The organism is Pontibacter sp. LHS2, assembly GCF_058932845.1.
Map to the genome: position 1 here is coordinate 877,004 of NZ_JBZYWG010000002.1, position 25,930 is coordinate 902,933.

A 25,930-nucleotide genomic window follows, 5' to 3' on the forward strand; every position below is an offset into this window, starting at 1 on the left:
AAAGGGTGAAGGATAGTACGTCCCGAATAACTGTTGATCAACAAATTAATCAATCCGAATCCTTATCAATGCTTTGCATGAAGTCTGGCCAGCTGTTTGGCAGACTTAAATTTAATACGTTGTCTGTTTTACTTTATTACCGGTTTCAGCTTCTTCCAAGGCATCCATCATCATACCACCGCCCGGCTTGCTTGTTATAAGCAACAGGATAAACGTGATCGCAGCATTCACTACGATCAGCTCAAAGCCCATGGCATAACCTGTCCAATCAACAGAGTTAGTGTCCAGCACATACGTCAGGATTGGGGAGACAATACAGATGTAAGGCACCAGTTTATCAGCCACAGCACGCTTATTAGCCATACCAAAAGCGAACAAGCCCAACAACGGACCATAGGTATAGCCGGCCGCTTTGAAGATGGCATTCACCACAGAGTCATCGTTAATGATTTTGAAAACAAGGATTACCAGCAGCATCACCACCGAGAAACCAATGTGCACCCAGTGGCGGGTCCTGATCAGTTTGATGTCGTCGTGATTGGCCTTTTTGGTAAAGTTCAGGAAGTCCACACAGAAGGATGTGGTAAGGGCTGTCAGGGCTGAGTCAGTTGTAGCAAAAGTAGCTGCGGTAAGGCCCAGCATGAAGATGATAGCCGGAATCATGGCCATATGGTTCAGGGCGATCTCCGGAAACAGGTGGTCAGGAGTTGCCAGCGCCGTTACGTCAATCCCGTTGGCTTCTGCATAAATGTACAGCAAAGCGCCCACGCTCAGGAAGAAGATGTTGATCGAAACGAAAACGCCCGTAAAGGTGAGCATATTCTTCTGCGCTTCCCCAATGTTTTTGCAGCTCAGGTTCTTCTGCATCAGGTCCTGGTCAAGCCCGGTCATAGCAATTGTCACGAATACACCGCCTATAAAATGCTTCAGGAAATGGCTCTTCGTACCCAGGAAATCCTCCCAGAAGAACATCTTGGAGTAAGAACTGTTTTTCACCGCTTCGAAAGTCTGCACCACATTCAGATCGAGGCTATTGGCGATGAAGATGATGGAAAAGATAACAGATCCGATGATAAAGACGGTCTGGAGCGTATCTGTAATTACAATGGTCTTGAGGCCGCCTTTGTGGGTATAGAGCCAGATCAAAACAAGGCAAATCGCTACAGTCGCGACAAAGGGCACATCCCAGGCATCGAAAATGAATCGCTGCAGCACGATGGCCACCAGGTATAGCCTGAATGCTGAACCGATGGTACGTGACACCAGGAAGATCATGGCGCCTGTTTTATAGCTCCAATAGCCGAAACGCTTCTCCAGATAAGTATAAATGGAGATAAGATTCATGCGGTAGTAAAGCGGCAACAGCACAAAAGCTATGAGCACGAAGCCTACGGTATTACCGAGCACAAACTGAAAATAGCCAAAACTACTATTGACCACCGCACCCGGCACCGAAATGAAGGTCACACCCGACAAAGCGGTACCAATCATACCAAAAGCAACGAAGTACCACTTCGAGTTACGGTTGGCGATGAAGAAGCTGGAATTGTCTGATGCTCCTTTCGAAGTAAAGTAGGATATACCTATCAGCACCGCAAAATAGCCTATCAGGAAAGACAGAAGAACAATTGGAGACATAATACAGTTTATTGGTCATCAGCGAAAGAAGGTCATCAGCACCCCTGCCTATACCTCTCGCTTCCGCACATGATTGTAAGTTACTAAGTTTTGCCGATATGGCGGTAATGTTAGTTTGTTTCAACGTTTTCGAAGCCCCTGACTGGAAATGGGCTGCATCTTTTTATAGGGCCCCTATCCTCAGGATTTGCAGGATTCCCATGCATGATTGACACACCCCTGCCCCTCTCTTTAAAGAGGGACCCTACCCCTAGAGGGGAATCTTAGGAACGCTTGTCATCCCCCTGCCCCCTTCGAAGGGGGACTTTGCTGCCACTAACAATCTTCAGGTATAAGCCTTGTAGTTAAACTTAATTTACACTGGCAGGTATAGCAAGACTAACTTGCCCCTGAAGCAATGAAACAGTTCACAAAGCCAGGTGCACTTTGCGGCGCTCCACTGTTTGAGCGTTCAGCGAGTGGGGGTAGGGGCCCTCGATTTGGAGCGTCTTGATTTTTTTGCCTACTTTTTTCTTTATCGAGGGCCCCTACCCCCATCAAGGAAAAAAGTAGGTGCCCGCCGCACAGGCGAAGCTATAGAACAAGTTGGTTTACTATACCTAAAGCATAGCTTATGCCAATTAAAAACTGGCCTCGTACACAACCACAAGTTGCGCTAACGCTAAACTTACTGCATACCTGCAATAGCCGCAGCTATACCTGGGCCAGAGGCCCCACCATAATAGACACGAGCGAGGACGCTCGCGCCATAAGGTCATTAGGCAAACCCTACTTCGAAACCAGCACGCTCGCTACCGCCTTCCTAACACTCCCATGCTTCTCCAGCAAAGCAGACGCAGTCGGTTCATCAGCACCCGTCTCCGCCATAACCATGCGCACACCGCGGTGATACAGCTTATGATTTGTCAGCTGCATATCCACCATCTTGTTGCCGCGCACACGGCCCAGTTGGATCATAACCGTTGTGCTCAGCATATTAAGAACAAGCTTTTGCGCGGTTCCGGCCTTCATCCGGGTACTGCCCGTAACAAACTCAGGGCCAACGACTACCTCTACCGGATACTGCGCTTCAGCAGCCACCGGACTTCCTGTATTGCACACGATGCAGCCGGTTGCCAGGCCATACTCGTTCGCCGTGCGCAAGCCGCCAATCACATAAGGTGTTGTACCAGAGGCAGCAAGGCCTACGATCACATCATGCTCACCCAGTCCGTATTCTTTTAAGTCTTCCCAAGCCTGCTCTGCATCGTCTTCGGCGAACTCCACTGCTTTGCGGATGGCTGTGTCGCCACCAGCGATCAGGCCTACCACCATGTCAAAAGGAACACCGAAGGTTGGTGGGCACTCAGACGCGTCTACTACACCCAAACGGCCGCTAGTGCCGGCGCCGATATAAAATAAACGGCCACCTTTTTTCATGCGGTCTGCCACTACTTCAGCCAAGGCTTCTATTTGTGGTAAGGCTTTCTCAACAGCAAGGGGTACGCTTTTGTCTTCACGGTTGATGTTCTCCAGCACTTCCCTCACCGACATCTTTTCCAGATTGTTATAGTTCGAGTCTTTCTCGGTCGTAATTTCCATTGTGTGTTTTAAATAAATCCTTCATAATTGATCGCTATACCTATGTAATTATACCTGATTACTTGGCAGGCACATACTCCAGGCAGGCGATCTTCCCATCCATCGTGCTCACAACTACACGGTTTTTGCCGAGTGGCATTACCGGGTTCATGAGGCTGTTTGAACTTTTGTATTTCCAAAGCACCGCTCCACTCTGACGGTCCAGTGCGCTGACCAAGCCTGAGTGTGAAGGTACCAGTACGACATTGTTACTTTCAATAATAGCTGACGGAGCCAGCTCATAAGGTAGTTGCAACGGTGATTTCCAGTCAACCTGCAAGGCGTTTGACGTGGTAGACACACCGTATACCTGGCCGTCCATCGTCTTTACATAGACCAGCTTACCGTCTTGCGACAGGCCCATCGACTCACGCACGCGGCCTTCTTTCATTTGCTCACGCCACACTACTTCACCCGTAGTAGCATCCAGTGCTGTCATGAAGCGGTCGGGGGCAACAATGAAAATACGACCATTGGCAGCCACAGGGTAACAGGCAGCTGCGGAGAACATGCGATTGCTGGAGCCATTGCTCCATTTCCAGGCCAATTGACCGGTTTTGGCATTGAGGGCGTAGAACTCATTGCCCCAGCTACCGAAGTATACCTTGCCTTGGTAAAGCAAAGGCTTGGTCACAACAAAGTTGTTCACCTGGTCAAAATCCCAAAGCAACTTCCCGTTTTGCAGATTGATTGCTCGGAAGTGCCCATCGGAAGCGCCTATGTAGACAATACCCTTCTCGATAAGTGGCGAGCCTAGTACAGGCCGATTAGCGATCAGCTTCCATACCAGCTTGCCCGTGCTAGCCGACAGGCAATAGATGTTGTTGTCAGAAGATCCTACCACCACGTAGCCATTGGCTACAGCCGGAGTAGAATAGATTTTGCCGTTTGTGCGGTAAGCCCATTTACGCTGTCCAGTCTTTTGGTCCAGCGCATAGATTTCTCCACTTGTGTTCGTAGCGATCACCATGTTTTTGTACAGAGCCGTCCCTGCACCCACGTCGCTGTTATCCTGGTATTCCCAAACCAATTTCACATTCGGGTATAAACTGTTTACCGCAAAAGACGGGCGATGGTGTTGGGTTGGATCGCTGGCGAAATCATGCTTTACCAGTGGCACTTCTATCCACTTTGGCAAAGTTTCTATGCCTGGTTTCCGGATTTCAAAGCTGGCTTTCCCATCTGCAAAGGTCACGATATTGTACCCTCCCACTGGGTCTTTGGCGCGCAGGTTGGAGCGCCCCATCACGGCAGGTATACCGTCGTAGCGGTACTCGCGGTTATTATGCCCGTGGCCATGCAGGATCAGCTGCGTGTTGCGGGTGCGCAAACGGTCGGTTACGTCGTACCAGTTGTTTAAAGAAGAGTCCTGCGGATAGTGGTTGAGAAAGATAACCGGCATTTCCGCATCAGGCATGTTGTTGAGCACAGAATCGAGCCAGACAATGTGCTCGCGGGGAATCTGCCCCGGTCCCATGCGCATGTTTGGACCAGAGCCAGTGCCTGCGAAAAGGTAGCCTTTGTGCGTAAAAGCAAACATCTCGGCTCCAAAGATTACCCGAAAGCTGTTGCTACCGCTCTCAGACCAGTTCGTATCGTGATTGCCAGGTATGATGTACCAGGGCTTCTTAATGGTATTGAAGATTTGTTTGGCTAACGTTAATTCTTCATCTGAGCCAAATTCGGTGATATCGCCGGTTACGACTACAAAATCAAGATTGGGATTGGCGTTGATATCAGAAATGGTGCGCTCGAGGTCCTCCTGAGCTGTAGGGTTGCCGATGTGGGTATCGGATACGAAGGCAAATTGAAAAGACTGACCATAGCCAAGGTTGGCAATCAGTATCAGTGCTAACAAAGCGGCATACTTCCGTAAATTCATCTGTTTATTTCCTGTTGAAGCAAAAAGACCGATGGCAGCACTTAGAGTAGTTGTACCCATTCTGCTCATGCTGCCTTTTGTTTGGTAAACTAGCGCAGAAACCGCACAAAAGCGCATGAGCAAAACGAATACTGTCCCTTTATTTTGTATAAAACTAAGCACTCGTCGGTATAGTTCAAAATATTTTCGCATGTTTTTTCTTAAAACTTGCACAAACCCGCATTAATCACCCCTTATCCATCAAATTGCCCCTCTATTATACCTGCATAAACCTGCAGCACGAATAAGGCTGCCAGCTTTTACTTCCCATATATCAGTTGCCTGAACCGAGGAAGCTCAGCGTATAAACCGGAGCCCGGGCAACTGGTTTGAGCAAAATCTTTGTGTGCTCCCAGGCTATCGGCAGGTATAGCGTAGCGTTTTGCCAAGGCTGGCACCAGCTTTTCCAACGTCTTCATTTGTGCTGGTGTGATCGTTTCTTTTTCAAAGTTGCCTTCGACTACCACTAGCAGATGCCCGGCAGGATCGTAGCTCGTATTAGAGTCGCCGGCATAGTTAAGATCACGCGCCTCTCCTACTGCTCCATGCACATCCACATACAAGTGATAAGGTATATCCGCCCAGGCAGGCTTCATGCGCCCATCAGCTAAGGGACTTTCCTCTTGCGAGAACTTCTGCAGATTGCGTAGTTTGTCCGTCAGGCTCCGTTCAAATAACTGGGGCACACCGGTATGGTGTATGGTCAGCCTCGTTAGCTTGTGCGGGCGCATCGGCAACACAGGCGCATTGGCTCCCCACTCCTGTCGCGACAGGTAGGTTATACCTTCAGGTATAAGCGGGGCATCGGAGGTAGCGGCAGGCTGCTGGCAACCAACGAAGCCCACCAAAGCACAAACCAATAGCCATATCTTTTTCATGCAGTAACTCATCTTTCAATGCGCAGGTACAGTATTTTATTTTTTTGTCTGTCTCCCCTGTGAGCTATGTTCTTTGGCTGCCAGCAGGTAGATCAGCGATGCTGTCCCGTCCATGGTAGGTTCGTTGGTGCTGTAGTCGCCGTAGTCATCGTGGTATACCACCAGGTCAGACTGAAAAGCAGCGTACTCATCCGGTGCGTACAGTTTAATCCCGATCAGGTTTTTATAGATGTTGCCATAAACAGGCCCATCCACCAAACCGCCATCTATCGGGTACTTGTACAGGTAGGTGAAGGCCGAATGTGGATCAACGGGTGTGTCACCGTTGGCTGGCAAACCAAACACCATGCTCGTGCCCCATGGATTGAGCCCGAATAGCCAGTCAAAATTGGCCTGCTCAAGTTCAGCATAAGTCTGGTCGCCGCTCATCTGGCGGTACAAAAAGCTCTGGATCGCAAAGGAGGTCGTCAGGTTGTTGGAGCACCAGATGAAAGGCACTCCTCTGTAAAAGGCGTTGCGCTTTGCTTTGGCGTGCACTCGCTCTATACCTTCTTTGTAGAATCCGATCAGTTCCGCTTTGGTTTTCGCATCGGCTCTTTTAGCTAACTCGAAGTGACCAAAGTTGTGAAACGGATACCACTGGTAGTGACGGGCTGTATCGGCTCCCATCCAGGGTGTTACTTTCTCTTGCAATCCATAGGTATAGGCCTGGTCAAAATACTCTTTGAAACCAGTGAGTTGGTAAAGAGCGGCTGCACCTAGCTGCATATCGTCTACCCAGTTATCTTCTTCATAAAAGTAAGGTGCTCGGTTTGGAGCCGTCTGACAAACACCCGGCTTGTCCAGACCCAGTTGGTACGCTGACTTGGCTTTCTGTCCGAACAAACTGGTTAACTGCTTGTCTTTGCCATCATATACCTGGGCAGCCAGGGCAAAGGCGCTGGCAAACTTGCCAGCTGTGGAAGCTACGCCTGTCGCCCGGTTTTGGTACTTACCCAAGCCCTGTGGCTCACCGGTGGCAAAGTATACCGGACGGGCCCGTCCCATACCATAATCCACACTGTCGTGGTTCGGCAGGCGCATCTTCTGATGATCGCGGTCGTCGGCTAGTTGGTTGAAGAGCCAGTCTTCTCGCGGGTGCATCTTCAGGAGCCAGTCCAGTCCCCACTTTGCTTCGTCGAGTATGTCTGCTACGCCGTTTGTCCCTTCAAGGCCGTTCGCCTGGTGCTTGTCAGAGAACACACCCGGAAAATCGCGGTAAGCGGCCAACAGGTGGTAAGTAGCGTTGGCTGAAGTAGTGCTGTACTGCAGGTAATCCGAGGCATCGTGCCAGCCACCCGATACATCGATGATGGTGCTGTCGGGCATCGGGCCATACATGGTATAGCCGTCGGCGGTGTGGCAGGAGTCTTTCAGGTAAGGATTGAAATCGCTGCGTTGCTGTCGCATATAGCGGAGCGCAAAGTCAGCGGTGCCTTTGTACACATCATCCCCGATGCGGAACACCGGAGACTTAGCATTTCCAGCCTGCAGATAATAGGTGCCCGGCGTATTGAAATCCGTAAACCTGAGACGGTACGACTCTACGAAAGGTCCATAAGTACCAAATGCCTCTCCCGCTTTTCCTTTGTAGACTACATTGTCTGTGGTTGCGTCCACCAACTCAAAGCGGCGCAGCTTTCCTTTGGACTTGCTTCCCCACACAGCCACTTTTATACCTGATGGGGTATAACCCAATTGATTGATGCGAATCCAGGCCGGGCCTTTGGCGGCTATACCTGCTTCGTCAAAATCAGGCGTTGCTTTATTGGAAAAAGCAATGGCATTGGCCGCCACGATCAGGGCCGCCAACACCAGTACCAAGGTAGTTTTGCTGCTTTTCATAGGCTTAGCGCAGTTTCTTCAGGTATACATTAGATGGGTTACTTTCATTTTTGAGCCTGTCGATCGAGGTCACCACATATTTGTAGGTCTTTCCTCTTTCCGCAGTCTCGTCATAGAAGCCCATTTCATAGTCATTGAACTGAATCCGGCGGATATTGCGGGCGTGTTCCAGGTTGATCGGCTCGTTTTCGTCGAAGCGGTATACTATGAAGCCATAAACGTCCTCCTCCTGGTCTGGGTAATCCCATCGGATAATAGCCTTGCGCAGACGAGGAAATACAAATAGGAATTTATCTTCCCGCAATGCCGCTGGTTTGGCCGGTTTGGCTGTGCCCATCCAGGGCATGATAGGCTGCAGCGCCGGGTAGCGGTACAGGTCATGCTGCAGCGAGTCACGGAAGCCTGCCAGGTTGTTGGTAAGCGAACGGGAACTGAAATACACACTACCCTGCACACGTGGGTTCTCACGCAGGTAGCGCACCTGGTTTGGCAGCTGCTGCCGGTCGCGCCAGCCTTCACGGTCTTCCATGGCACGGTAGGCGCCCTGGCCAATATACACGTGTTTGCCGTTTGCATTGGCGGCCCACCAGTCTAGCAGTTTTTCATAAGGTGCAGGGGTATAGCCAAACGGGAAGTAGAGCTGCGGGTTAATATAATCCACCCAGCCTTCCTGCACCCATTTGCGTGCATCAGCATAAAGGGCGCTATACCCTGACAGCCCGTTACTCTCTGAACCCATCGGATCCTGTGACTTATTGCGCCAGATACCGAATGGGCTGATCCCGAACTTCACATGCTGCTTTTCTTTCTTGATTTCTATTGACAGATCCTTAATCAACTGGTCTACGTTGCTACGACGCCAGTCTTCTATGTTAGTAATACCCTGGTCATGCAGCATGTACGTGATGGAGTCTGGCAGGGCAGTTTTGCCAGGGTATGGATAGAAGTAATCGTCGAAGTGAATACCGTCGATGTCGTAGTTGCGCACCACGTCCATAATCACATCTACCAGGTAATGACGCACCTCAGGTATGCCGGGGTTAAAGTATTTTTTGTCGCCGTAAGTAAAGAACCAGTCCGGCTGAATGCGGGAGATATGCTCGGTGCTCACCAAGGAGTCGACCAAACTGGTTGAGGCACGGTAAGGGTTGATCCAGGCATGCAGCTCCATGCCGCGCTTGTGTGCTTCTTCGATGGCAAACTCCAGCGGGTCGTAAAACGGCTCAGGCAGCGTGCCTTGCTTACCGGTAAGGAACATGCTCCACTGCTCACGCCCCTTAGCATAAAAGGCATCGGCCGAAGGGCGCACCTGCAACATCACGGCATTTATACCTGTTTTCTGATGGGCGTCGAAAATATCGATCAGCTCCTGCATCTGCTGTTGGGAGTCTACGCCCTGCTTTGGCTTGGAGGGCCAGTCAATGTTCTGGACAGTGGCAATCCATACGCCTCTGAACTCACGTTTGGGTGGGTCTTTTGTTACCTGCGCAAAAAGAGTGACGGAGCTGAGCAGCAGGGTGGCTAAAAGTGTAAAGTTTCTAATCATTGTTCCGGTTGGGGATAAGGGTGGCTAAAAAAAAGCCCTCCGATAGTTTAGTAAAGGAGGGGCTCTTTCATGGTAAGAAAACTATTCGTAAGCTAATCTATCACTATTTGTACTACAAACCAATTCTGACTTTGAGCCGACTGGCATTTACACGAGAATAAAAGCGGTCAATAACCCGGGGCCAGCGCAGCCCCGGGCTTTTAACACCTTATCTCTCTCTCCAGTAGTCGATATTGCCTGCTGCAGGCTTTTCAGTGTAAGTACCTCTGATTTGGGTAGAATACACTCGTCCCAAACTTGCTAGTGTTACTGAATGTTGAATGAATGGCGCAGAAGTAGCTGGATCATAAGTTGTACCTGATGGATACACTTTGAAAGCGTACACACCTCTTTTTAGCTCCACATACTGGCTGTAATCCTTGAAATTGATATTCTTACCAATCTGAACAATTTCCATTGGTTCTGCAGGTCTATCGCCTGTTGCTGGAATTGCTGCACGCACAGCGTAAGCATCAACCGCAAATGGAATATTTGCCATCGTGTTTACAAATCTCCACCAGATTTTAGTATTGTCGGCTGGTGGCAGTACATCTTCAATCACAAAGGCATCAAAGTTGGGCTTCGCACCTACTAAGTAAGCAGAATAGAACTTGTTGTTAGCCAAGTTCACAGCTGTACTAGCTAATACATCTGCGTTTCCTTTACCTTCTTTAACAGTATCAATTACACTCATGGAATAAGAACCTGCAGGCATCAAAGCATAAGCGTTACTTGGGTACACAGAAGCATAAGTATTCCCTAAAACTTGCCCTGCTGTTGTAGGCGCTACTCCCGTAACTTTATTGTTATCCAGGTAAAAGTTAGACCGTGGAGCATCCTGAGCTTGAAAAAAGAACTTAACATAAGCCCCCTCCCCAACTGGCTTGGCTACTTCAGGTATATCATTTTTTTCACAGGCAGCTAGCATCAGGCCGGCTCCTATAAACAACATTGCTCTATTTAATATCTTTCTCATAACGTTTCAATCTAGTTATTGACGTTTGCTGAACCAAGTTTCATATGTATGATAGTCCTCTTCAAAACCACCCATAGCACGTAGCGCTTCCTGATTCCACATATACTCAGAGTTATATCTCGGACGTGCTCTATAAGCAGGCTTGCCCATATTGGCTACGTTTAAGGTTGCCGGCAAAGTAAAGCCCGTATACACTTCACCGTCCTGGTTGTAGTGATATCTTCTCATATCTGACCAAGTATCTATAAAGCCCCAGCCCCAAGTAGCGATGTACTTCTGCAGCATAATCTTGGAAAGTGTTAGGCCGGCAGTCGTAGTTGGCATCATCACTTCGCTTGCTAAATAAGCGGCTTTGCGCTGATCGAATACTGCTGGGTCAGGTGCATAAGTACGAGCGAAATCAATGTGCGCTGTTACTCCTTTTCTGTAGGCATCCAGCGCAACATCTTGCTTACCAGCAATCCAAGCGGCTTCAGCTTTGATAAACTGGAGTTGTGAATAAGTCATAAGCGGGAACTTAGCCGAATTCGCAAAGAAGTAAATCTGAGGGCCGGTTGGCACGGTAGAGACTCCAGTCGCATTCCACAGGTTTTTAGGGATACGAGGGTCACTTGAGCTAGGGAACTCGCTTAGTCCCAGAGTAGGCGTAATACCTCTGTACTCGCCATCAGGAGCAGGAGCTAACATAGCAGTGATGCGCGGATCCTTCAAGTGCTGGCCCGCAAATACTGGGTCAGTTTCACGCAATGCGTTATCCGTTAAAGCAGGATTAGTGCCATCTAAAAGTCCAACAATAAATTTGGTTTGACGATTAGATGCGATATTGTTTCGAAGCGGCCCGAAGAAGTTTGTGTTTGCACTTACTTCGCCTTGGAAACGAATCAAAGCATTATCGGCATTGCTAGCAAGAGACTTGTCAACATACTCAATTACTTTATTCGGGTCGTAAGATGATTTGTTCGTCAGACGGTGTGCGTTGATCGCTAGCAAACCATAGGCAAACTTCTTCCATTGCTCACGGTTACCCGCATAAATTAGGTCGCTCTTAGCCAGACCAGAGTTAGCAGCATCAAGCCCGTCTGTTCTTTCAAGGTTTTTGATACCCTCTTCCAGTAAGCGCTTGATCTCAGGATACACAACCTCCTGCTCATCAAAGTTGAAAACACGCTTATCCGGATCGAACGCTTCCGTCATAATAACCGGACCGTGGTAGTCTGTCAGGTTCTGCCAGCCATAAGCGCGCATCACATGTCCAACACCCACAAAGTCGTACTTCTTACTGCGCTCACCGCTCTCGATCATATCAGAGAGGTTGTAGCCCATGCTCCAGTACACGGCTCTCCAAAGCTGCGCATAAGAGTCAGACAACGGATTACCGTGCTGATCTACAACATGATTTACAGTTGTGTTCGCCCAGTTCTGCACGTATTGTCCTGCCCATCGGCCATCCCACTGCACGGCCACAGCCATTTCAGACTGTATCTGTGGGAGGAACAACTCCGGTTGCAACAAGGCATCCGGACCGTTCGGGTTAGTGTTTACATCAAGGTAATCTTTACAACCAGATGCCGAAAACACACTAGCTGCTATAAGAGAAGCAAATATTATCTTTCTCATTTTCATTTTAATTAAAATCCTGCTCTAATACCAAAGTTAATTCCTCTCGGCAACGGGAAGTTACCATAGTCAAGGCCGGAGCCACCGGCACCACCCACTGCAGCAGAGTTACCGTTAGCTACTGGGTCCAGGCCAGAGTAATTTGTGATCAGGAACAGGTCTGTACCTGTTACAAACACATTCAGATCTTCAACAAACTTCACGCGCTGCATGATGCTAGTCGGCATGCGGTAGTTCAGTGTCACGTCACGCAGACGCACCCAGTTCACGTCTTTTTCAACAAAGTTCTGGTGCGGATAAATTGAAGCCCAATAGTCGGAATTTCTGTAAAGGTCGATTGGAATGTTGTTCTGCGTAGGATTAGCAGTATTTTCCAGTCCGTCTCTCAGCACACCTGTCACAATACGTGGTGTCTCTCGGTCCAATGTACGTTTGCTCAAACCAGTTACCGTCAGGTAGTGCTCTGTTGCATTATACACATCACCGCCTTTGCGGATGTCAAGCAGGAAGTTCAATGACATGTTCTTATAAGTGAAGGTGTTCGTCAGACCAATATTGAAGTCTGGGTTACGATCACCTACTACTACCCACTCGCTGGTGTTCAACAATGGCAGACCTGTAGATGGGTTGATCAGCACATCACCATTGTCGTTGCGCTGGTAGTCATAACCTGTAAAGGTAGTCAAAGGTCCACCGAGACGAGAACCTACGCGCACGTTACCATACAACCAGGTATCAGAGTTATAAAACTCTTGCACATCGCCAGGCAGCTTCGTCAGCTTGCTCTCATTTTTGGTGAAGTTCATCAGGACATCCCAGGTGAAGTTGCTGTTCTGAACCGGCGTACCATTCAGCTGCAACTCTATACCAGAGTTTTCCATTTCACCGGCATTGAAGGTCATCAAGATAAAACCAGTTGCATAGCTCAGTCGCAGGTTCTGCACGATCTGGTCAACAGACTTTTTCTTGAAGTAGGTCGCATCGATACCGAAGCGGTCGTTGAAGAATTTCAACTCTGTACCAAATTCGTATGAAGTTGTCATCTCCGGACGCAGGTTCAGGCTTGGTCCAGTGAAACCGTAACGGAAACCACCACCAGTTGTCTGAGCAGATTCGTAGAACGGACGGATGCTGTAAGGACGGGCATCTTTACCTACCTGAGCGATGGAGGCTCTCAACTTACCGTAAGACAACACATTGCGCATACCCTGGAATGGCTCCAGCTCCGTGAACACAAAGCTCAGACCTGCAGATGGATAGAAGAAAGAGTTGTTTTGAACTGGCAGCGTAGAGCTCCAGTCATTACGGCCTGTCAAAGTCAGGAAGAGGATGTCGTTGTAGCTGGCGTTGAAGCTACCCCAGGCACCTACCAGACGACGTTGCGTCAGGTTGTTATAAGCACGCTGTGTCGTAAGGGCTGTGTTGTTAATTGAATACAGGTCTGGCGCCATAAACTGTTCACCTGTAGCAGCTGCACTGAAGGTGTTCCAGTCATAAACACTGCTTCCTACTTTTAGATCAGTACGCAGTTTATCGTTGAACAACGTAGGTGCTGTAAAATGTGCATAGTATTGAAGTGTCAGGTTACGGTTTGTAACTACTGCCTGGTCGAAAATACCTCCAAACGAGCGACCTGCGTTTGACTCAGGGTGACGAACGATGGTGTTTTTCTCTGTGTAGTAGTCTACACCAGCCTGTCCTACAAGCTTCATCCAATCAGTTACATCAGCTGTTAACGAAGCATTCAGTCTATAGCGATCTGTCAGCGAGTTGAAAATATTCTTGTTTACGTTGAAGAATGGGTTTTCTACAGCTGTAGCGAATGGAGCGAAATCTCTTCGGTTTCCGCTTGGTGTCAGGTAATTGCTCGCATCATCAGTAGATGGCCAACGCAACAATTGCAACAGCGGACCACCGGCGCCTCTGAAGGCCTGATCGTTGTCAGAACGGGTGTAGTCAAAGGTAACATCAGTTGAAAGGTATTTGCTCAACTTCGCTGTGATAGCTGTAGAAAGCGTAATACGCTCCAGGCCTGTGTTAGGGATAAAGCCCTGTGCATCGGTAAAAGAGCCAGAAATGCGATACTGCGCTGCTTCGTTACCGCCAGTAAAGGCGAGGTTATGCTTTTGCGTGAAGGCGTCCTGAAAGAAGTTCTTCACGTTGTCATAAAATTGCACTTCAGATGAATATGGCGCACCAAAGAAACCAATGTTCTCATCTCCATCAATTGTGAAACCGTTGATACCTCTGTCGTACTTCTGCTGAATCTCAGGGTAACGAACGATACGATCCAAACGGAAGCTGTTGCTGTAGTTGATACGGGCTTTGCCAGCCTGACCACGCTTAGTCGTGATTACGATCGCACCAGAAGCAGCCTCGATACCGTAAAGGGCAGCCGCTTCAGGACCTTTTAGCACCGTGATGCTTTCGATATCCTCTGGGTTGATGTCAGCTGCACGGTTCGTGAAGTCAACACCTCTGTTCTCGAAAGAACGATTTGTACCACCTAGCGAGGAAGCAAACACACCTGTAGAAGTTGTGTTGTTGCTGATCGGAAGGCCGTCTACTACGAAAAGCGGCTGGTTGCTGCCACTCAGGGAGCTGATACCACGAATTACGATAGAAGAAGAAGAACCTGGCAGACCAGAAGAAGCGTTTACTTCCACACCTGCCACACGTCCGGCAAGGCCGTTCACGAAGTTCTCGCGCTGTGTCTGGGCAATGGTAGCGCCTTTAACCTCTGTTACGGCGTAACCAAGCGCTTTCTTTTCCTGCTTGATACCGAGGGCCGTCACTACTACTTCGCTCAGGCTTTCAGCATTGGCTTGCAGCGCTACGTTGATCACTGTATTTGTACCAACCGGCCTTTCAGCAGACTTCATACCGATAAAGCTGAATACCAGCACATCAGATGGTGTTACTGAAATCGAGAATTTGCCATCCGTGTCGGTATTCGTACCACGCGGCTGACCTTTAACAGCTACCGTTACACCAGGTAGCGGGGTATTGTCGGAGGCGGCAGTTACCGTGCCGGTTACAGTCGTGCTTTGGGCATTGGCTGTAAAATGAAATAGAAGGAAACACACCCCCCATAGGTAACATTGTAATTTTTTCATCATAACTACGTGGCTATTGGTTAAGATTATTGTGGGTAGATTGATTATAGATTATTTAGTAAAACATAGAATTAACTCGCTCCAACTATCCGGCCTTGTACTTCTGTGCTTTGTATTCACAAAGTACAATTCAGCCAGTTGCATTCATGATCTTGAATCCTCGTATATATTAAATTTACATTAAAGCTACTAAAAAAGCTGAACAGCACACAGGTTATTGCAATGATTTTAAGCAACAAAGAACAAATCGGCAATCATCGCATTAAGCCAAATCCGCAAAAAAGCGCATTAAAAATTAAACTTATTTAATAAATTTTTAAATTATAAATCTAATAAAAATATTTACCCTTACAATCAGGCTTTTATCAGCATTAAACATGCATTTTCACTTACACACTGAAATTACCAGTCAAGTACAAACACGCACAACTCGGCAATCAATTACTATTCAGAACAAAGCATAGATGAAACCACAAGCTGCGTTGTTAGACCTCATTTCATCAAGTGATTAATCTATAACATATTATGCATGCAGCCCTTAATGCTTTGGGCACTATTGCTCTGTTCCCGAAATTTTTCAATCCAGCCTATATCTGGCATCAAGGGTATAGCAGATACTTCTTGCGTTTCTCTTTGTACTGGCTCAGTCCTGGCTCCCAACTCTGGCGAATCTCCTCTTCAGAAACACCGGCAATGATCTGTTCCCTGAATTTTTTCGTACCTGCCAGCCGGTCAATGTTACCGATCTGATTACTCTGCGATTGATCAAAGAAACGCTCCTTATCCGGATAGGCCTGGTAAAGCTCGATCATCCAGCTCAGGTTAATTCTGCCAGTTTTCCGGAACGTACTCACATCATAATTACGCAGGTCTAGTCCGTAGCAAACCTTATCCTGATGCAGAGGTGTCTCAGCCATACCTTTAATACCTGTAGGGGTATAGCTATAGGAGTACTTATCTTTCATATCCGGATGCCCCATCACTGTGAAAGGAAACAGTGTGCCGCGACCATGATTAAAAATAGTGCCTTCAAACAGGCAAGTAGATGGGTATAGCAGAATAGACTGCTGTGTGTTCAGGTTTGGAGATGGCCATACAGGTAAGTCGTAAGGCATATCGTGGTTATAGTTTTTGACCTTCACGATGTTGAGCTTGCACTGCACACCATTCGCCAGCCACTTTTCGCCGTTGATCATCTGAGCAAACTCGCCCACTGTCAGGCCGTGCGCTATAGGTATAGGATGTATACCTATTCCGGATTTGTTTTCCGGCTCCAGAATGGGGCCGTCTATCAGGAAGCCATTGGGGTTAGGCCTGTCCAGCACCATGAGTTCCACTCCGTTTTCGGCGCAGGCCTCCATGACACGGTGCAGCGTAATAGTATAGGTATAGAAACGGGTGCCTACATCCTGTATATCAAAGATCATCAGATCCACATCGGCCAGGTCTTCTTTCGCAGGCTTGCTGCGCTTACCGTAAAGTGACACCACCGGTATACCTGTCTTAGGATCCACGCTGTCGTCTACCTTAATACCGGCACTGGCATCCCCTCTGAAGCCATGCTCCGGACCGAACACTTTCACGATGTTTACACCAAGTGCATGCAAACTGTCTACACTCAGCTTGTTGCCGATAATGGAGGTGGGATTCACCACCATCGCGACGCGCTTACCCTTCAGGTATGGCAGATAGGCCTCGGTCTGGTCAGCACCGGTTACAAGGGAAGACTGCTTGGCCGCAACGGGAGCCGTTATAGTGCTTTGTGCTACCGGCGAGGTCTCACCCGACTGTGGCGCTTTGCATGATACAGCAGCCAGCATGATAGCCAGCGCACTATTCACCAGCATTTTTACTTTAAAGGAAGTATCCATAGTTAATTAATTACTCCGGCAGCCCGACCTACTTTAAAGGCTCGGCGAGAAGCCAAATACGCAGCTTTATGCAATCTCTTTTGCTATACCTGCTTTTTCCTTCACTAATTAACTCATTTATATTTATATATACCAAATTTTATGCTGATTATTTTATCAAATCCGCAAAAACATGCACACAAACGGGGGTGATCTTAGCATTTTAATAATCTATAAAAGCGAAGGGCAGGTATAGCCTCGCTATACCTGCCCTTCGCAACCGCTGGTTTTATATTAGTTTACCAGAAGATAATATAGATGGCAGCTAGGGTCAACACGATGGCAAAGGAAGCCACATTGAAGATCATATCTGTTCGGAACAGCGACCTTTCGTATTGAATTGGATTGGCCGGTGTGATGCCTCGTGACCTATTCTCATAAAGTGAGTACACAACCATCAGCGTAGACAGCAACAGGAACACGATACCCATCTGGTCCAGAAACGGCATGGTTGGAAATAACTGGTCGATGGCAATACTGAATGGCACTGAAGCGATGGCCGTGGCAAGCGCGGCATTAGAAGTGGCCTTTTTCCAGAACAGACCAAACACGAATAGCACCACGATGCCCGGGCTCACATAGCCGGTATACTTCTGGATGAACTGGAAGATTTGCTCCTCCCCTCCCAGCAGTGGCTCTGCTACCAGTACGGCAATGATAATGGCCGTTAAACTCACCAGTCGTCCGATCACAACCAACTGCTTTTCGTTGGCTTCCGGCTTGAGGTGGGCCTTGTAGATGTCCATGGTAAAGATCGTGGCTGTAGAGTTCATCATTGAGCTAAGTGAAGATAGAGCCGCTGCCATCAGGGCGGCAAAGGCTAAGCCTTTCAGACCAGTCGGTACCAGGTTGCTCAGTAGCCATGGATAGGCTTCATCGTAACGGCTGATCTCAGCATTCAGGGCAAAGGCCGCTATACCTGGAATCACCACTACCAACGGGATCAAGAGCTTCAGGAAAGCGGCGAACACCAGACCCCACTGCACTTCTTTCAAACTCTTGGCGGCCAGGGCACGCTGTACAATATATTGGTTGAAACCCCAGTAGCTGATGTTGGCGATCCACATACCTCCGAATAGCACCGTCATACCTGGCAAGTCTTTGTAGAAAGGGTTCTCCTCGGACAGGATCATGTCAAACTTCTCGGGCGCCTGCTCAAACAGCATCGCCATACCACGCATCGGGCCTTCACCACCACTCACGGCATCCAGTGCCAGGAAAGTCGTCACCAGACCACCCAGGATCAGGAACACCACCTGAATCACGTCAGTCCAGGCCACGGCTTTGAGACCTCCATAGATCGAGTAGGAAACCGCCACTACGGCCAGGCCAACGATGGCCCACATCGTGCTCACGCCAAACACCACACTGAGGGCAAGTGCCGACAGGTATAGCACCGTGGTCAGGTTCACGAAAATGTAGAGCATGATCCAGAAAATGGCCAGGCTGGTGCGGATGCGATCGTCATAGCGCAGCTTCAGGAACTGCGGCATGGTGAAAATGCCTTCTTTGATATAGATCGGCAGGAAAAACTTTGCCACAATGATGAGTGTAGCCGCCGCCATAAACTCGTAACTGGCTATACCTAAACCGATGGCAAAACCAGAGCCTGACATACCGATAAACTGCTCAGCCGAGATGTTGGAGGCGATGAGCGAAGCTCCGATCGCCCACCAGGGCAGGGACTTACTAGCCAGGAAGTAGTCAGTTGAGTTTTTGATGTGGCCTTTCTTTTCGCGGGACACCCAAATGCCGACCGCTATAATAAGCACACAGTAGCCAATAAAAATGGCAAAATCCAGTGTAGAAAAGTTCATTGCATGGTTATTTAGAATAGCTAATATATAATATTAGATTCAATAAATAGTACATGCAGAAACAGTTATTTTCAATTAGCCCTCGCCACCTGGCTTTTACAATGACTTCACCAGGCTTCGCAACAGCTTAGCAGCTGCTTCCGGGGTAATGTCGCGCTGTGGATTTCCCATCATCTCGTAGCCTACCATAAACTTCTTAACAGTGGCCGAACGCAACAGTGGCGGGTAAAAATGCATGTGAAAGTGCCAGCCTGGGTACGGCTGTCCATCCGTAGGACTCTGGTGTATACCTGATGAGTACGGAAAAGACACACCAAACACCCGATCGTAAGTGGCCGTGAGCGATTGAATGATCTGACTGAAACCATCTTTCTCTTCATCAGTCATCTGCCCGATGTGCTGGTAATGGCGCTTGCTAATAATAATGGTTTCGAAAGGCCACACAGCCCAAAACGGTACCAGCGCCGCAAAATGCTCGTTCTCCACCACCACCCTTTCACCGTTCTCCAGCTCCAGTTGCAGGTAATCTGCCAGAAGGCTGCGACCGTACTGTTCAAAGTACTGGGTCTGTTGCGCAGTTTCTTTGGCTGGCTCTACCGGCACTGTGCTCTGCGCCCAGATCTGTCCGTGCGGGTGCGGGTTGCTGCAGCCCATGATACTGCCTTTGTTTTCAAATATCTGCACGTAGTTGATGAAGTCCAGCTTACCCAGTTCGGCATACTCCTTTTGCCAGAGGTCAACCACCTGGCGGATGTCGGCAGCTTCCATCTCCGCCAATGTCAGGTCGTGCCTTGGCGAGAAGCAGATAACCCGGCAAATGCCACGCTCACTCTCAGCCCGTATCAGATCACCCACTACATAGGCCCCCTGGGGCACGTCTGCTTGCAAGGCACCGAAGTCGTTGTCGAACACATAGGTTGAGGTATAAGCGGGGTTCTGCTCACCGTTGGCGCGGGTATTGGTAGGGCACAAGTAGCAACTGGGGTCATACTCGGGGCGTGTCTCGCAGCTCTCCTCCTCCTGCTGTCCTTGCCAGGGGCGCTTGGAACGATGCGGCGATACCAGCACCCACTCACCGGTGAGCGGGTTGTAGCGACGATGCGGATGTTCTGCCAGATCAAAAGTAGCCATGGTATGTTTAATTAGTTTACTGCTTCGAAAGCAAGGCCATTGTATTTTTTGTCATTCTGAAAGAATCCTGGTGGCAGGTGATAAGAGGTTAAGTCCGCTGCCATTTTGGTTAATTATTCCTCCAAGGTTCTTATACTTACTCTTGTATCAGACTAGTGCCATCCACAAGCTCGGCAACATAGGTTTTCAGGTTAATGCCGAACCGCAGTTTGTAAGCTTCCTCCATATTCTGGATGAAAACCTGCAGTGCGTCCAGCTTCACAAGATTAATGGTACAGCCACCAAAACCACCGCCCATCATACGGGCTCCCATCGCTTCTTCCATATCACTCGTCTGGTCTACCAGGAAGTCCAACTCCGGACAGCTCACTTCGTAGTCGTGCTGCAGACCGTGGTGCGAGGCATACATCTTTTCGCCAAAGGTATGGAGATCGCCCTGCTCGAGAGCCCGACAGGCTTCCTCCACACGGATGTTCTCATGCACGACATACGAGCATCGCCTGTACACTACCGGATTAAACTCTTCCTGATGCTGCTCCAGCATGGCCACGGTAACGTCACGAAGACTGTGCACCTGTGGGTAGTGGCGCTGCAGCAAAGCGACACCGGCTTCGCACTCCTGTCGGCGAGTGTTGTACTCCGACGAGGCCAGGCTATGCTTTACCTGCGTGTCGCAAAGCACAATGCGGTAGTCGGCCATGTCCAGCGGGTAGTAGTCGAAGTCGAGGGAGCGGCAGTCGAGCTTGACAGCGTGCTGCTGACGGCCGTACATGCTGGCAAACTGGTCCATAATGCCGCAGCGAACCCCAGCATAAGTATGCTCGGCCATCTGCGCCATCTTTACCAGGTCGAATTTAGGTATACCGTACTTAAAGATGTGATTCAGCCCAAAAGCCAGTCCGCACTCCACGGCCGCTGAAGACGAGAGCCCTGCCCCGATGGGGATATTGCCGCCATACACTAAATCGAAGCCTCTCACTTCATGCCCGGCCTGCTGCAACTGCGCGATCACGCCGAGCAGATAATTCGCCCAGCCTAATTCGGAGCGCTGTACTTGGTGCAAATCAAATTCTGCTTCCTGCTGCAGGTCGTAAGCGTAAACCCGAAACGTGTTGGACTGATTTGGCGACAAGGCAAAGTAAATCTCCTTGTTGATAGCAGCCGGCAACACGAAACCTTCGTTGTAGTCCGTGTGCTCGCCGATCAGGTTTACCCGACCGGGTGAGCGGACAATAACTGGCTTTCCGCCGAAACGGGCTTGAAAGGTTTTTTTTATATCGTTTAGCATCATTTATTCTGTATTTTCAAGGTATAGCTTCCCATTTCAAGACCCTGACTTTGCGCCTGCACTTTTATACTTCCTCCTTGCTTACCAGCTTTCACCAACACAGCCGCTATACCTGCTTCGGCTGCCACAGTGGAGGCGCCGACAATCTCAGCATCACCTTCCAGTGTAAAGCTCACCTGATTCGTTGCACCAGGCACTACCACACCATCAGCATCGGTGATGCTTGCATAGACGAACACCACATCGTTGACACCTGCCTGCAGGGGCTTACCGCTGTAGTCGGCGCGAAGCTCCAGTTTAGTGGCTTTGCCGGCGCTTTGCTGGGTATGCATGGCTGCTTTCTTGCCTCCAATGTAGCCAATTGCGGTGAGCTTTCCAGCTTCGTATTTCGGTACTTCAAATGTAAACGGCGGATGTGGCAGATATGTGGCGTTTGGTCCTTTGTCTGGTTGCTGACGGGTAATGGTTTTGCCATTGAGTTGCAGCTCTACTTCCTCGCAATTGCTAAACACGCGCACGGTTTTTAGTGCAGGATTGGTCCAGTAGTTGGCGATGAACACCATTGGTTTGTGGAACTCAGCGTCCTTATTCACATCCGGACCAGCCTGGCTCTGGTAAAAGTAATAGGCAAACTTGGGCAGGCGCACGATGTCCATGATGCCCGAGGACTCGATATCGTCGGCATAGCCGCGTTTGTAGTCAAACATCAGCCAGTTGGCATCGCCCACAGCCGGCCCTTGCAGATTGCTGTTGTGTGCCTCCTGATAGTTAAGCGCCTGCTGCATCAGGCGCTTCTGACCGAAGCCGCGCAGCTGCCGGGAGGTACGCTCGTCTTCTTTCAGGTTCTTAAACTCTTTCTGATTGAAACCGGCATTTTGAGCATAGTATTCCCAGTCGCCGTATTCAGCTATAAAGATCGGTTTGTCTTTGGCGTACTTGTTCCAGTAGTCGGGCGCTTTGCCATGCTGGCGGGCTGGGATGAACACATCGTATACCTCATCAAGCCAGCCGCAGGTATAGACCTCCCCGAAAGGCAGCTCTTCGTGCACGGCAGCGTGTGCACGCTGCATAAACTCCTGCGTCATACCTGACTCGTTGAGCGAGGCTTCCCAAAGCACCACCGAGGTATAATTGCGGTCGCGGCGCACCATGTCGCGCACATCCTGTATCGCATTGTCCTGAAATTCCTCGTCCCCGAAAAACTGCCAGCCAGGTATGGCGTCCATCACCAGCAGCCCCAGTTCGTCACAGGCCCGCATAAAGCTCGGCGACTGTGGGTAGTGTGAGAGACGCACAAAGTTGAAGCCCGCTTCCTTTATCTTGTAAGCATCCCGGTAATTGGCATTATCGGAGAGGGCATAACCTACGTAGGGATACTCTTGGTGGCGGTTGGTACCGCGCAGGTATAGCTTTTCACCGTTGAGGTAAAAACCATCTTTAGCAAACCGGAAAGTCCGGACACCGGTTTTGAGCTGCGTTTGTTCCAATACTTTCCCGTCTTGCAACAGCTCTACCGTTAAGGTATAGAGATGGGGCTTGTCCGGTGACCATAGCTGTGGCTCTTGGATGCTGATCTGCTGCCGGAAAGTACCATACTCCCCTGCTGCTACCTGCGTAGCCTCAGCAAGTGCTTCCCCCACCGTATTACCTTCGGCGTCCGATAAGAGTAGCCTGATCTGAGCGTTTCGGTTCTCTGCATGGTCATTCTTGACCTCGGTCTGCACATGCAGGGTGGCCTGGCTGGTGCTTACGTTTTCGTAATGCAGCAACACACCGCCTCCCGCCACACGGTTAGCTGCCACGGCATCCGGTATATGCAGTTTGTCTTTCGAGATCAGGTATACGTTGCGGTAAAGGCCGCTGTAATAGTTGAAATCCAGGTCAGCCAGTGGCTTGCCCGGCGGAAAATCCGGGTTGTCTTCATTGTTGAGCAGCACCAGTAGAATGTTTTCTTCCCCAAACCGCACATGCGCACTGATATCGACATAAAAAGGAAGATAACCACCCAGGTGACGCTGCAAGTGCTTGCCATTCAGGTATACATCTGCTACCTGCATCGCCGCCTCAAAGTGCAGCGCAATATGCCGGCCTTTGTCACTGTCGGGCAGGCGGAAGATCTTGCGGTAGAGAGCCGTGCCCTGCCATTGTTGCTCTGTTTTGTGAATAAGCTCTACCCGAGCTGTGTGCGGCAATGTCACCCGCTCCCAACTGATCCGGCCAGAGGCGAACTCCGGAAGCTTCGCCACAAAGTTGCTGGTGTCGAGATCCCGCACAAAGTCCCACTCCTCATTGAACAATTGCCTTGTTTCGGTTTCAGAAGCAGTCGCAAGAAGCGCAGGCCTTCCTGATTGAGTGGAACAGCCTGCCGCTACTACGCTGAGAACCAACGGCAGAAGGTATAGCAGAAATCTAAACTTGAGCATAGAGATGATTTTTCTGTAGACGGCATGCCTGGTAACGGGACTTGCATCCGTTTTACCGGCCTGCTTACAAACGAAAAATAATGCCCTGCGTTTGGCATACCTGAAGATAAAGCTTTTCTAAAGACAAAAACAGACCATTTGGCTGCTCATCATCATTTCGCCATCTCTCCATCCCTTAACACCAGGTATAGTGCAATCCTGTATAATATTTTTACTCGCCGGAATTGAGAACGGGACTGCTTAAAATTTTAGAGGTGGGGCTGCTTTGATAAACGCAGAAGTCTTTGCTAACTTAGAGGCTTCTAAAAGAGCATGTTCAAACTCCGTCTTTCATACAGCACTCATTTTGCAGCGGAAGCCACAATTCGCTACCTCAGGACGCACAACGCTTCTATGCAGCTTTAGTACCATTCTGAAGCTGGTTCCTGCCCGTTCTAAAGGACGTTTTAAATTAAAGCATTCTCTACGCACCTTATTGTACAATTCACCTTATATGAAAAAGAGTCTACTTCTTTTTTCTCTTCTGATACTCATAATCAGCCAAGCAATTGCCCAGGACGCACCTTCCGGCAAATCTTCCAGGCCATCTGCTATCAAGCTGCAATTCCCGACTGAGCCCGGCTGGAACGTGCTCAAAGAAGGGCAGCAGCTCGAATTTAAGGTACAGGCCAGTGGTGGCACGGGCACGGAGTTCAGGTATAGCATCAAGCAAGGCAAGGTCGATGGCATGGTCTTCGACTCGCTCGGCTACTTCTCCTGGACGCCCAGTTACGACTTTGTGGACCGCCTGAGCGGTGGACGTATTCTGCAGGTGATCTTTGAGGCCCGCAACGAGAAAGACGAAAGCACCAGCCAGGTAGTGGACTTTAAGGTAGAGCACGTGAACCGTCCACCAGTAGTAGGCGAACTGAAGCCGCTTTATGTGCGCTACAACACCCAGAATACCTATACCATTGAGTCGGCCGCTGTGCAGGACGAAGATGAGGACCCGATCGTGTTTGTAGCCATTGCGGATGGGATGCCGGAGGGTGCCAAGCTTTCGGCGCAGGGCGAATTTACCTGGAGGCCTTCGCTCACGCAGTTCAACCGCCTGCGCAATAAGCCGATCCTGGTTGAGTTTTACGTAGAGGATCAGCCTGCGAAAGCCCGCACCCGCGGTTCCTTTAAAGTGGAGGTAACGCAGCAGGACCTGCCCCCTACCCTGCAGATGATTCCGTCACAGAAGCGCTTTGTTTACAAAGAGGACGCTACTGTAAACATCAAGTTTCAGATCTATGATCCGAACGGCGAGGCCGACATCGCTTCGTTTAGCTTTATCTCGACTAATACCAATGTGCCGGCCTCCGCTCTGGTCAAGAATACGCCTTCGCAGTATGAGTTTATCTGGAGACCAGGCTATGACTTTGTGCGTGACCCGCTTGACTCAGTCGCTTTTGAGATGACCTTCTTTGTACTGGATAAATCGAACAAGCGAGACGAGCGCACGCTTTCTCTTACGATCCTTAATGCGGTGAACGAAGGTGAAAAAGACCAGAAGCTTTACAACGAATACCGTGCTTCGCTGGTACGTGCCTGGGACCTGATGGAGCAGCTCAAGGAAACCGAAAAAGACCTGAAGAAGAAGTATAACCGCGCCCGAAAGGGAAAGAAAGGCCGTTCTCTGGCCAATGCCTCCATGGGTGCTGTGACGGGGATAGCTCCTGTGATCATAGATGAGCCGGCTACCAGCAAGAAGATCACCACTATCGGCGGCACCACCGTCATGACCATCGGTACACTAGAAGCCACAGAGGTGATCGGCCGGTCCACCAAAGACCTGGTAGAGCGCCTGAATTACATCATTGAGAAGCGCAACGAACTGCAAACCAAAGGCGATGTTTTCGCCCGTAAGTATGCGCTCAAGTCATCCCGCCGCAAGCCGGACTTCCTGAAAGATGTGGATGATTTTGTAGCGGTCATGAATTTGAAAGGATTGGTTGCGCTGGAGCTCGATGCTAACTGGAAGAATAAGAGCAAAGCCACCGACGAGAACATCGCCAAGACCTTTAAGGATTTCGGTTACGAGAGTCAGAATTAATACACCTTACAAAACGAGAGAGCCGGAAGCTGACGCCTCCGGCTCTCTC

The 25,930-nt window shown here is 49.5% G+C and carries 15 protein-coding genes; 1 reads left to right on the forward strand and 14 read right to left on the reverse strand.

Features of this window, described 5'->3' with window-relative positions; genetic code table 11:
• Positions 1-111: 111 nt before the first annotated feature.
• The 14 genes from AC5FX6_RS12420 to AC5FX6_RS12485 form a co-directional block, all read right to left on the reverse strand.
• Positions 112-1,638 (reverse strand): sodium:solute symporter, encoded by a 1,527-nt coding sequence (locus AC5FX6_RS12420; RefSeq protein WP_493597372.1) that lies wholly within the window; start codon positions 1,636-1,638, stop codon positions 112-114.
• A gap of 768 nt (positions 1,639-2,406) precedes the next feature.
• Complete coding sequence (murQ, locus tag AC5FX6_RS12425; protein ID WP_493597373.1) at positions 2,407-3,219, reverse strand: N-acetylmuramic acid 6-phosphate etherase; 813 nt, start codon at positions 3,217-3,219, stop codon at positions 2,407-2,409.
• A 58-nt stretch (positions 3,220-3,277) separates the two neighbouring features.
• A complete protein-coding gene (locus tag AC5FX6_RS12430; protein WP_493597374.1) occupies positions 3,278-5,140 on the reverse strand; it encodes an outer membrane protein assembly factor BamB family protein in 1,863 nt (620 codons plus the stop codon).
• Between the two features lie 299 nt (positions 5,141-5,439).
• Entirely contained in the window at positions 5,440-6,057 is a 618-nt protein-coding gene (locus tag AC5FX6_RS12435) for a peptidoglycan recognition protein family protein (RefSeq protein WP_493597375.1), read from the reverse strand.
• A 36-nt stretch (positions 6,058-6,093) separates the two neighbouring features.
• A complete protein-coding gene (locus tag AC5FX6_RS12440; RefSeq protein WP_493597376.1) occupies positions 6,094-7,941 on the reverse strand; it encodes a glycoside hydrolase family 9 protein in 1,848 nt (615 codons plus the stop codon).
• A gap of 4 nt (positions 7,942-7,945) precedes the next feature.
• Positions 7,946-9,487 (reverse strand): glycoside hydrolase family 10-like protein, encoded by a 1,542-nt coding sequence (locus AC5FX6_RS12445; protein WP_493597377.1) that lies wholly within the window; start codon positions 9,485-9,487, stop codon positions 7,946-7,948.
• A 208-nt stretch (positions 9,488-9,695) separates the two neighbouring features.
• A complete protein-coding gene (locus AC5FX6_RS12450) occupies positions 9,696-10,502 on the reverse strand; it encodes a DUF4397 domain-containing protein (protein ID WP_493597378.1) in 807 nt (268 codons plus the stop codon).
• 15 nt (positions 10,503-10,517) lie between these two features.
• A complete protein-coding gene (locus AC5FX6_RS12455) occupies positions 10,518-12,119 on the reverse strand; it encodes a SusD/RagB family nutrient-binding outer membrane lipoprotein (RefSeq protein WP_493597379.1) in 1,602 nt (533 codons plus the stop codon).
• 11 nt (positions 12,120-12,130) lie between these two features.
• Positions 12,131-15,238 (reverse strand): SusC/RagA family TonB-linked outer membrane protein, encoded by a 3,108-nt coding sequence (locus tag AC5FX6_RS12460; RefSeq protein WP_493597380.1) that lies wholly within the window; start codon positions 15,236-15,238, stop codon positions 12,131-12,133.
• A 596-nt stretch (positions 15,239-15,834) separates the two neighbouring features.
• Complete coding sequence (locus AC5FX6_RS12465; RefSeq protein ID WP_493597381.1) at positions 15,835-17,106, reverse strand: exo-beta-N-acetylmuramidase NamZ family protein; 1,272 nt, start codon at positions 17,104-17,106, stop codon at positions 15,835-15,837.
• 278 nt (positions 17,107-17,384) lie between these two features.
• Positions 17,385-18,962, reverse strand: a complete 1,578-nt coding sequence (locus AC5FX6_RS12470; protein WP_493597382.1) for a sodium/sugar symporter — start codon at positions 18,960-18,962, stop codon at positions 17,385-17,387.
• Between the two features lie 96 nt (positions 18,963-19,058).
• Entirely contained in the window at positions 19,059-20,093 is a 1,035-nt protein-coding gene (locus tag AC5FX6_RS12475; protein WP_493597383.1) for a UDP-glucose--hexose-1-phosphate uridylyltransferase, read from the reverse strand.
• Positions 20,094-20,229: 136 nt separating this feature from the next.
• A complete protein-coding gene (locus AC5FX6_RS12480) occupies positions 20,230-21,381 on the reverse strand; it encodes a galactokinase (protein ID WP_493597540.1) in 1,152 nt (383 codons plus the stop codon).
• Entirely contained in the window at positions 21,381-23,804 is a 2,424-nt protein-coding gene (locus AC5FX6_RS12485) for a glycoside hydrolase family 2 protein (RefSeq protein ID WP_493597384.1), read from the reverse strand. The genes AC5FX6_RS12480 and AC5FX6_RS12485 overlap by 1 nt, the downstream gene beginning before the upstream one ends.
• A 493-nt stretch (positions 23,805-24,297) precedes the next feature.
• On the opposite strand from AC5FX6_RS12485, the gene AC5FX6_RS12490 reads away from it, so the two are divergent.
• Positions 24,298-25,881: a hypothetical protein gene (locus AC5FX6_RS12490; protein WP_493597385.1), complete on the forward strand. Its 1,584-nt coding sequence runs from the start codon at positions 24,298-24,300 to the stop codon at positions 25,879-25,881.
• Positions 25,882-25,930: the final 49 nt, after the last annotated feature.

Bases quoted from the DNA above. Each gene is read 5' to 3' on its own strand.
- AC5FX6_RS12420 (WP_493597372.1), bottom strand. From the start codon at position 1,638: ATGTCTCCAATTGTTCTTCTGTCTTTCCTGATAGGCTATTTTGCGGTG.
- murQ (WP_493597373.1), bottom strand. From the start codon at position 3,219: ATGGAAATTACGACCGAGAAAGACTCGAACTATAACAATCTGGAAAAG.
- AC5FX6_RS12430 (WP_493597374.1), bottom strand. From the start codon at position 5,140: ATGAATTTACGGAAGTATGCCGCTTTGTTAGCACTGATACTGATTGCC.
- AC5FX6_RS12435 (WP_493597375.1), bottom strand. From the start codon at position 6,057: ATGAAAAAGATATGGCTATTGGTTTGTGCTTTGGTGGGCTTCGTTGGT.
- AC5FX6_RS12440 (WP_493597376.1), bottom strand. From the start codon at position 7,941: ATGAAAAGCAGCAAAACTACCTTGGTACTGGTGTTGGCGGCCCTGATC.
- AC5FX6_RS12445 (WP_493597377.1), bottom strand. From the start codon at position 9,487: ATGATTAGAAACTTTACACTTTTAGCCACCCTGCTGCTCAGCTCCGTC.
- AC5FX6_RS12450 (WP_493597378.1), bottom strand. From the start codon at position 10,502: ATGAGAAAGATATTAAATAGAGCAATGTTGTTTATAGGAGCCGGCCTG.
- AC5FX6_RS12455 (WP_493597379.1), bottom strand. From the start codon at position 12,119: ATGAGAAAGATAATATTTGCTTCTCTTATAGCAGCTAGTGTGTTTTCG.
- AC5FX6_RS12460 (WP_493597380.1), bottom strand. From the start codon at position 15,238: ATGATGAAAAAATTACAATGTTACCTATGGGGGGTGTGTTTCCTTCTA.
- AC5FX6_RS12465 (WP_493597381.1), bottom strand. From the start codon at position 17,106: ATGGATACTTCCTTTAAAGTAAAAATGCTGGTGAATAGTGCGCTGGCT.
- AC5FX6_RS12470 (WP_493597382.1), bottom strand. From the start codon at position 18,962: ATGAACTTTTCTACACTGGATTTTGCCATTTTTATTGGCTACTGTGTG.
- AC5FX6_RS12475 (WP_493597383.1), bottom strand. From the start codon at position 20,093: ATGGCTACTTTTGATCTGGCAGAACATCCGCATCGTCGCTACAACCCG.
- AC5FX6_RS12480 (WP_493597540.1), bottom strand. From the start codon at position 21,381: ATGCTAAACGATATAAAAAAAACCTTTCAAGCCCGTTTCGGCGGAAAG.
- AC5FX6_RS12485 (WP_493597384.1), bottom strand. From the start codon at position 23,804: ATGCTCAAGTTTAGATTTCTGCTATACCTTCTGCCGTTGGTTCTCAGC.
- AC5FX6_RS12490 (WP_493597385.1), top strand. From the start codon at position 24,298: ATGAAAAAGAGTCTACTTCTTTTTTCTCTTCTGATACTCATAATCAGC.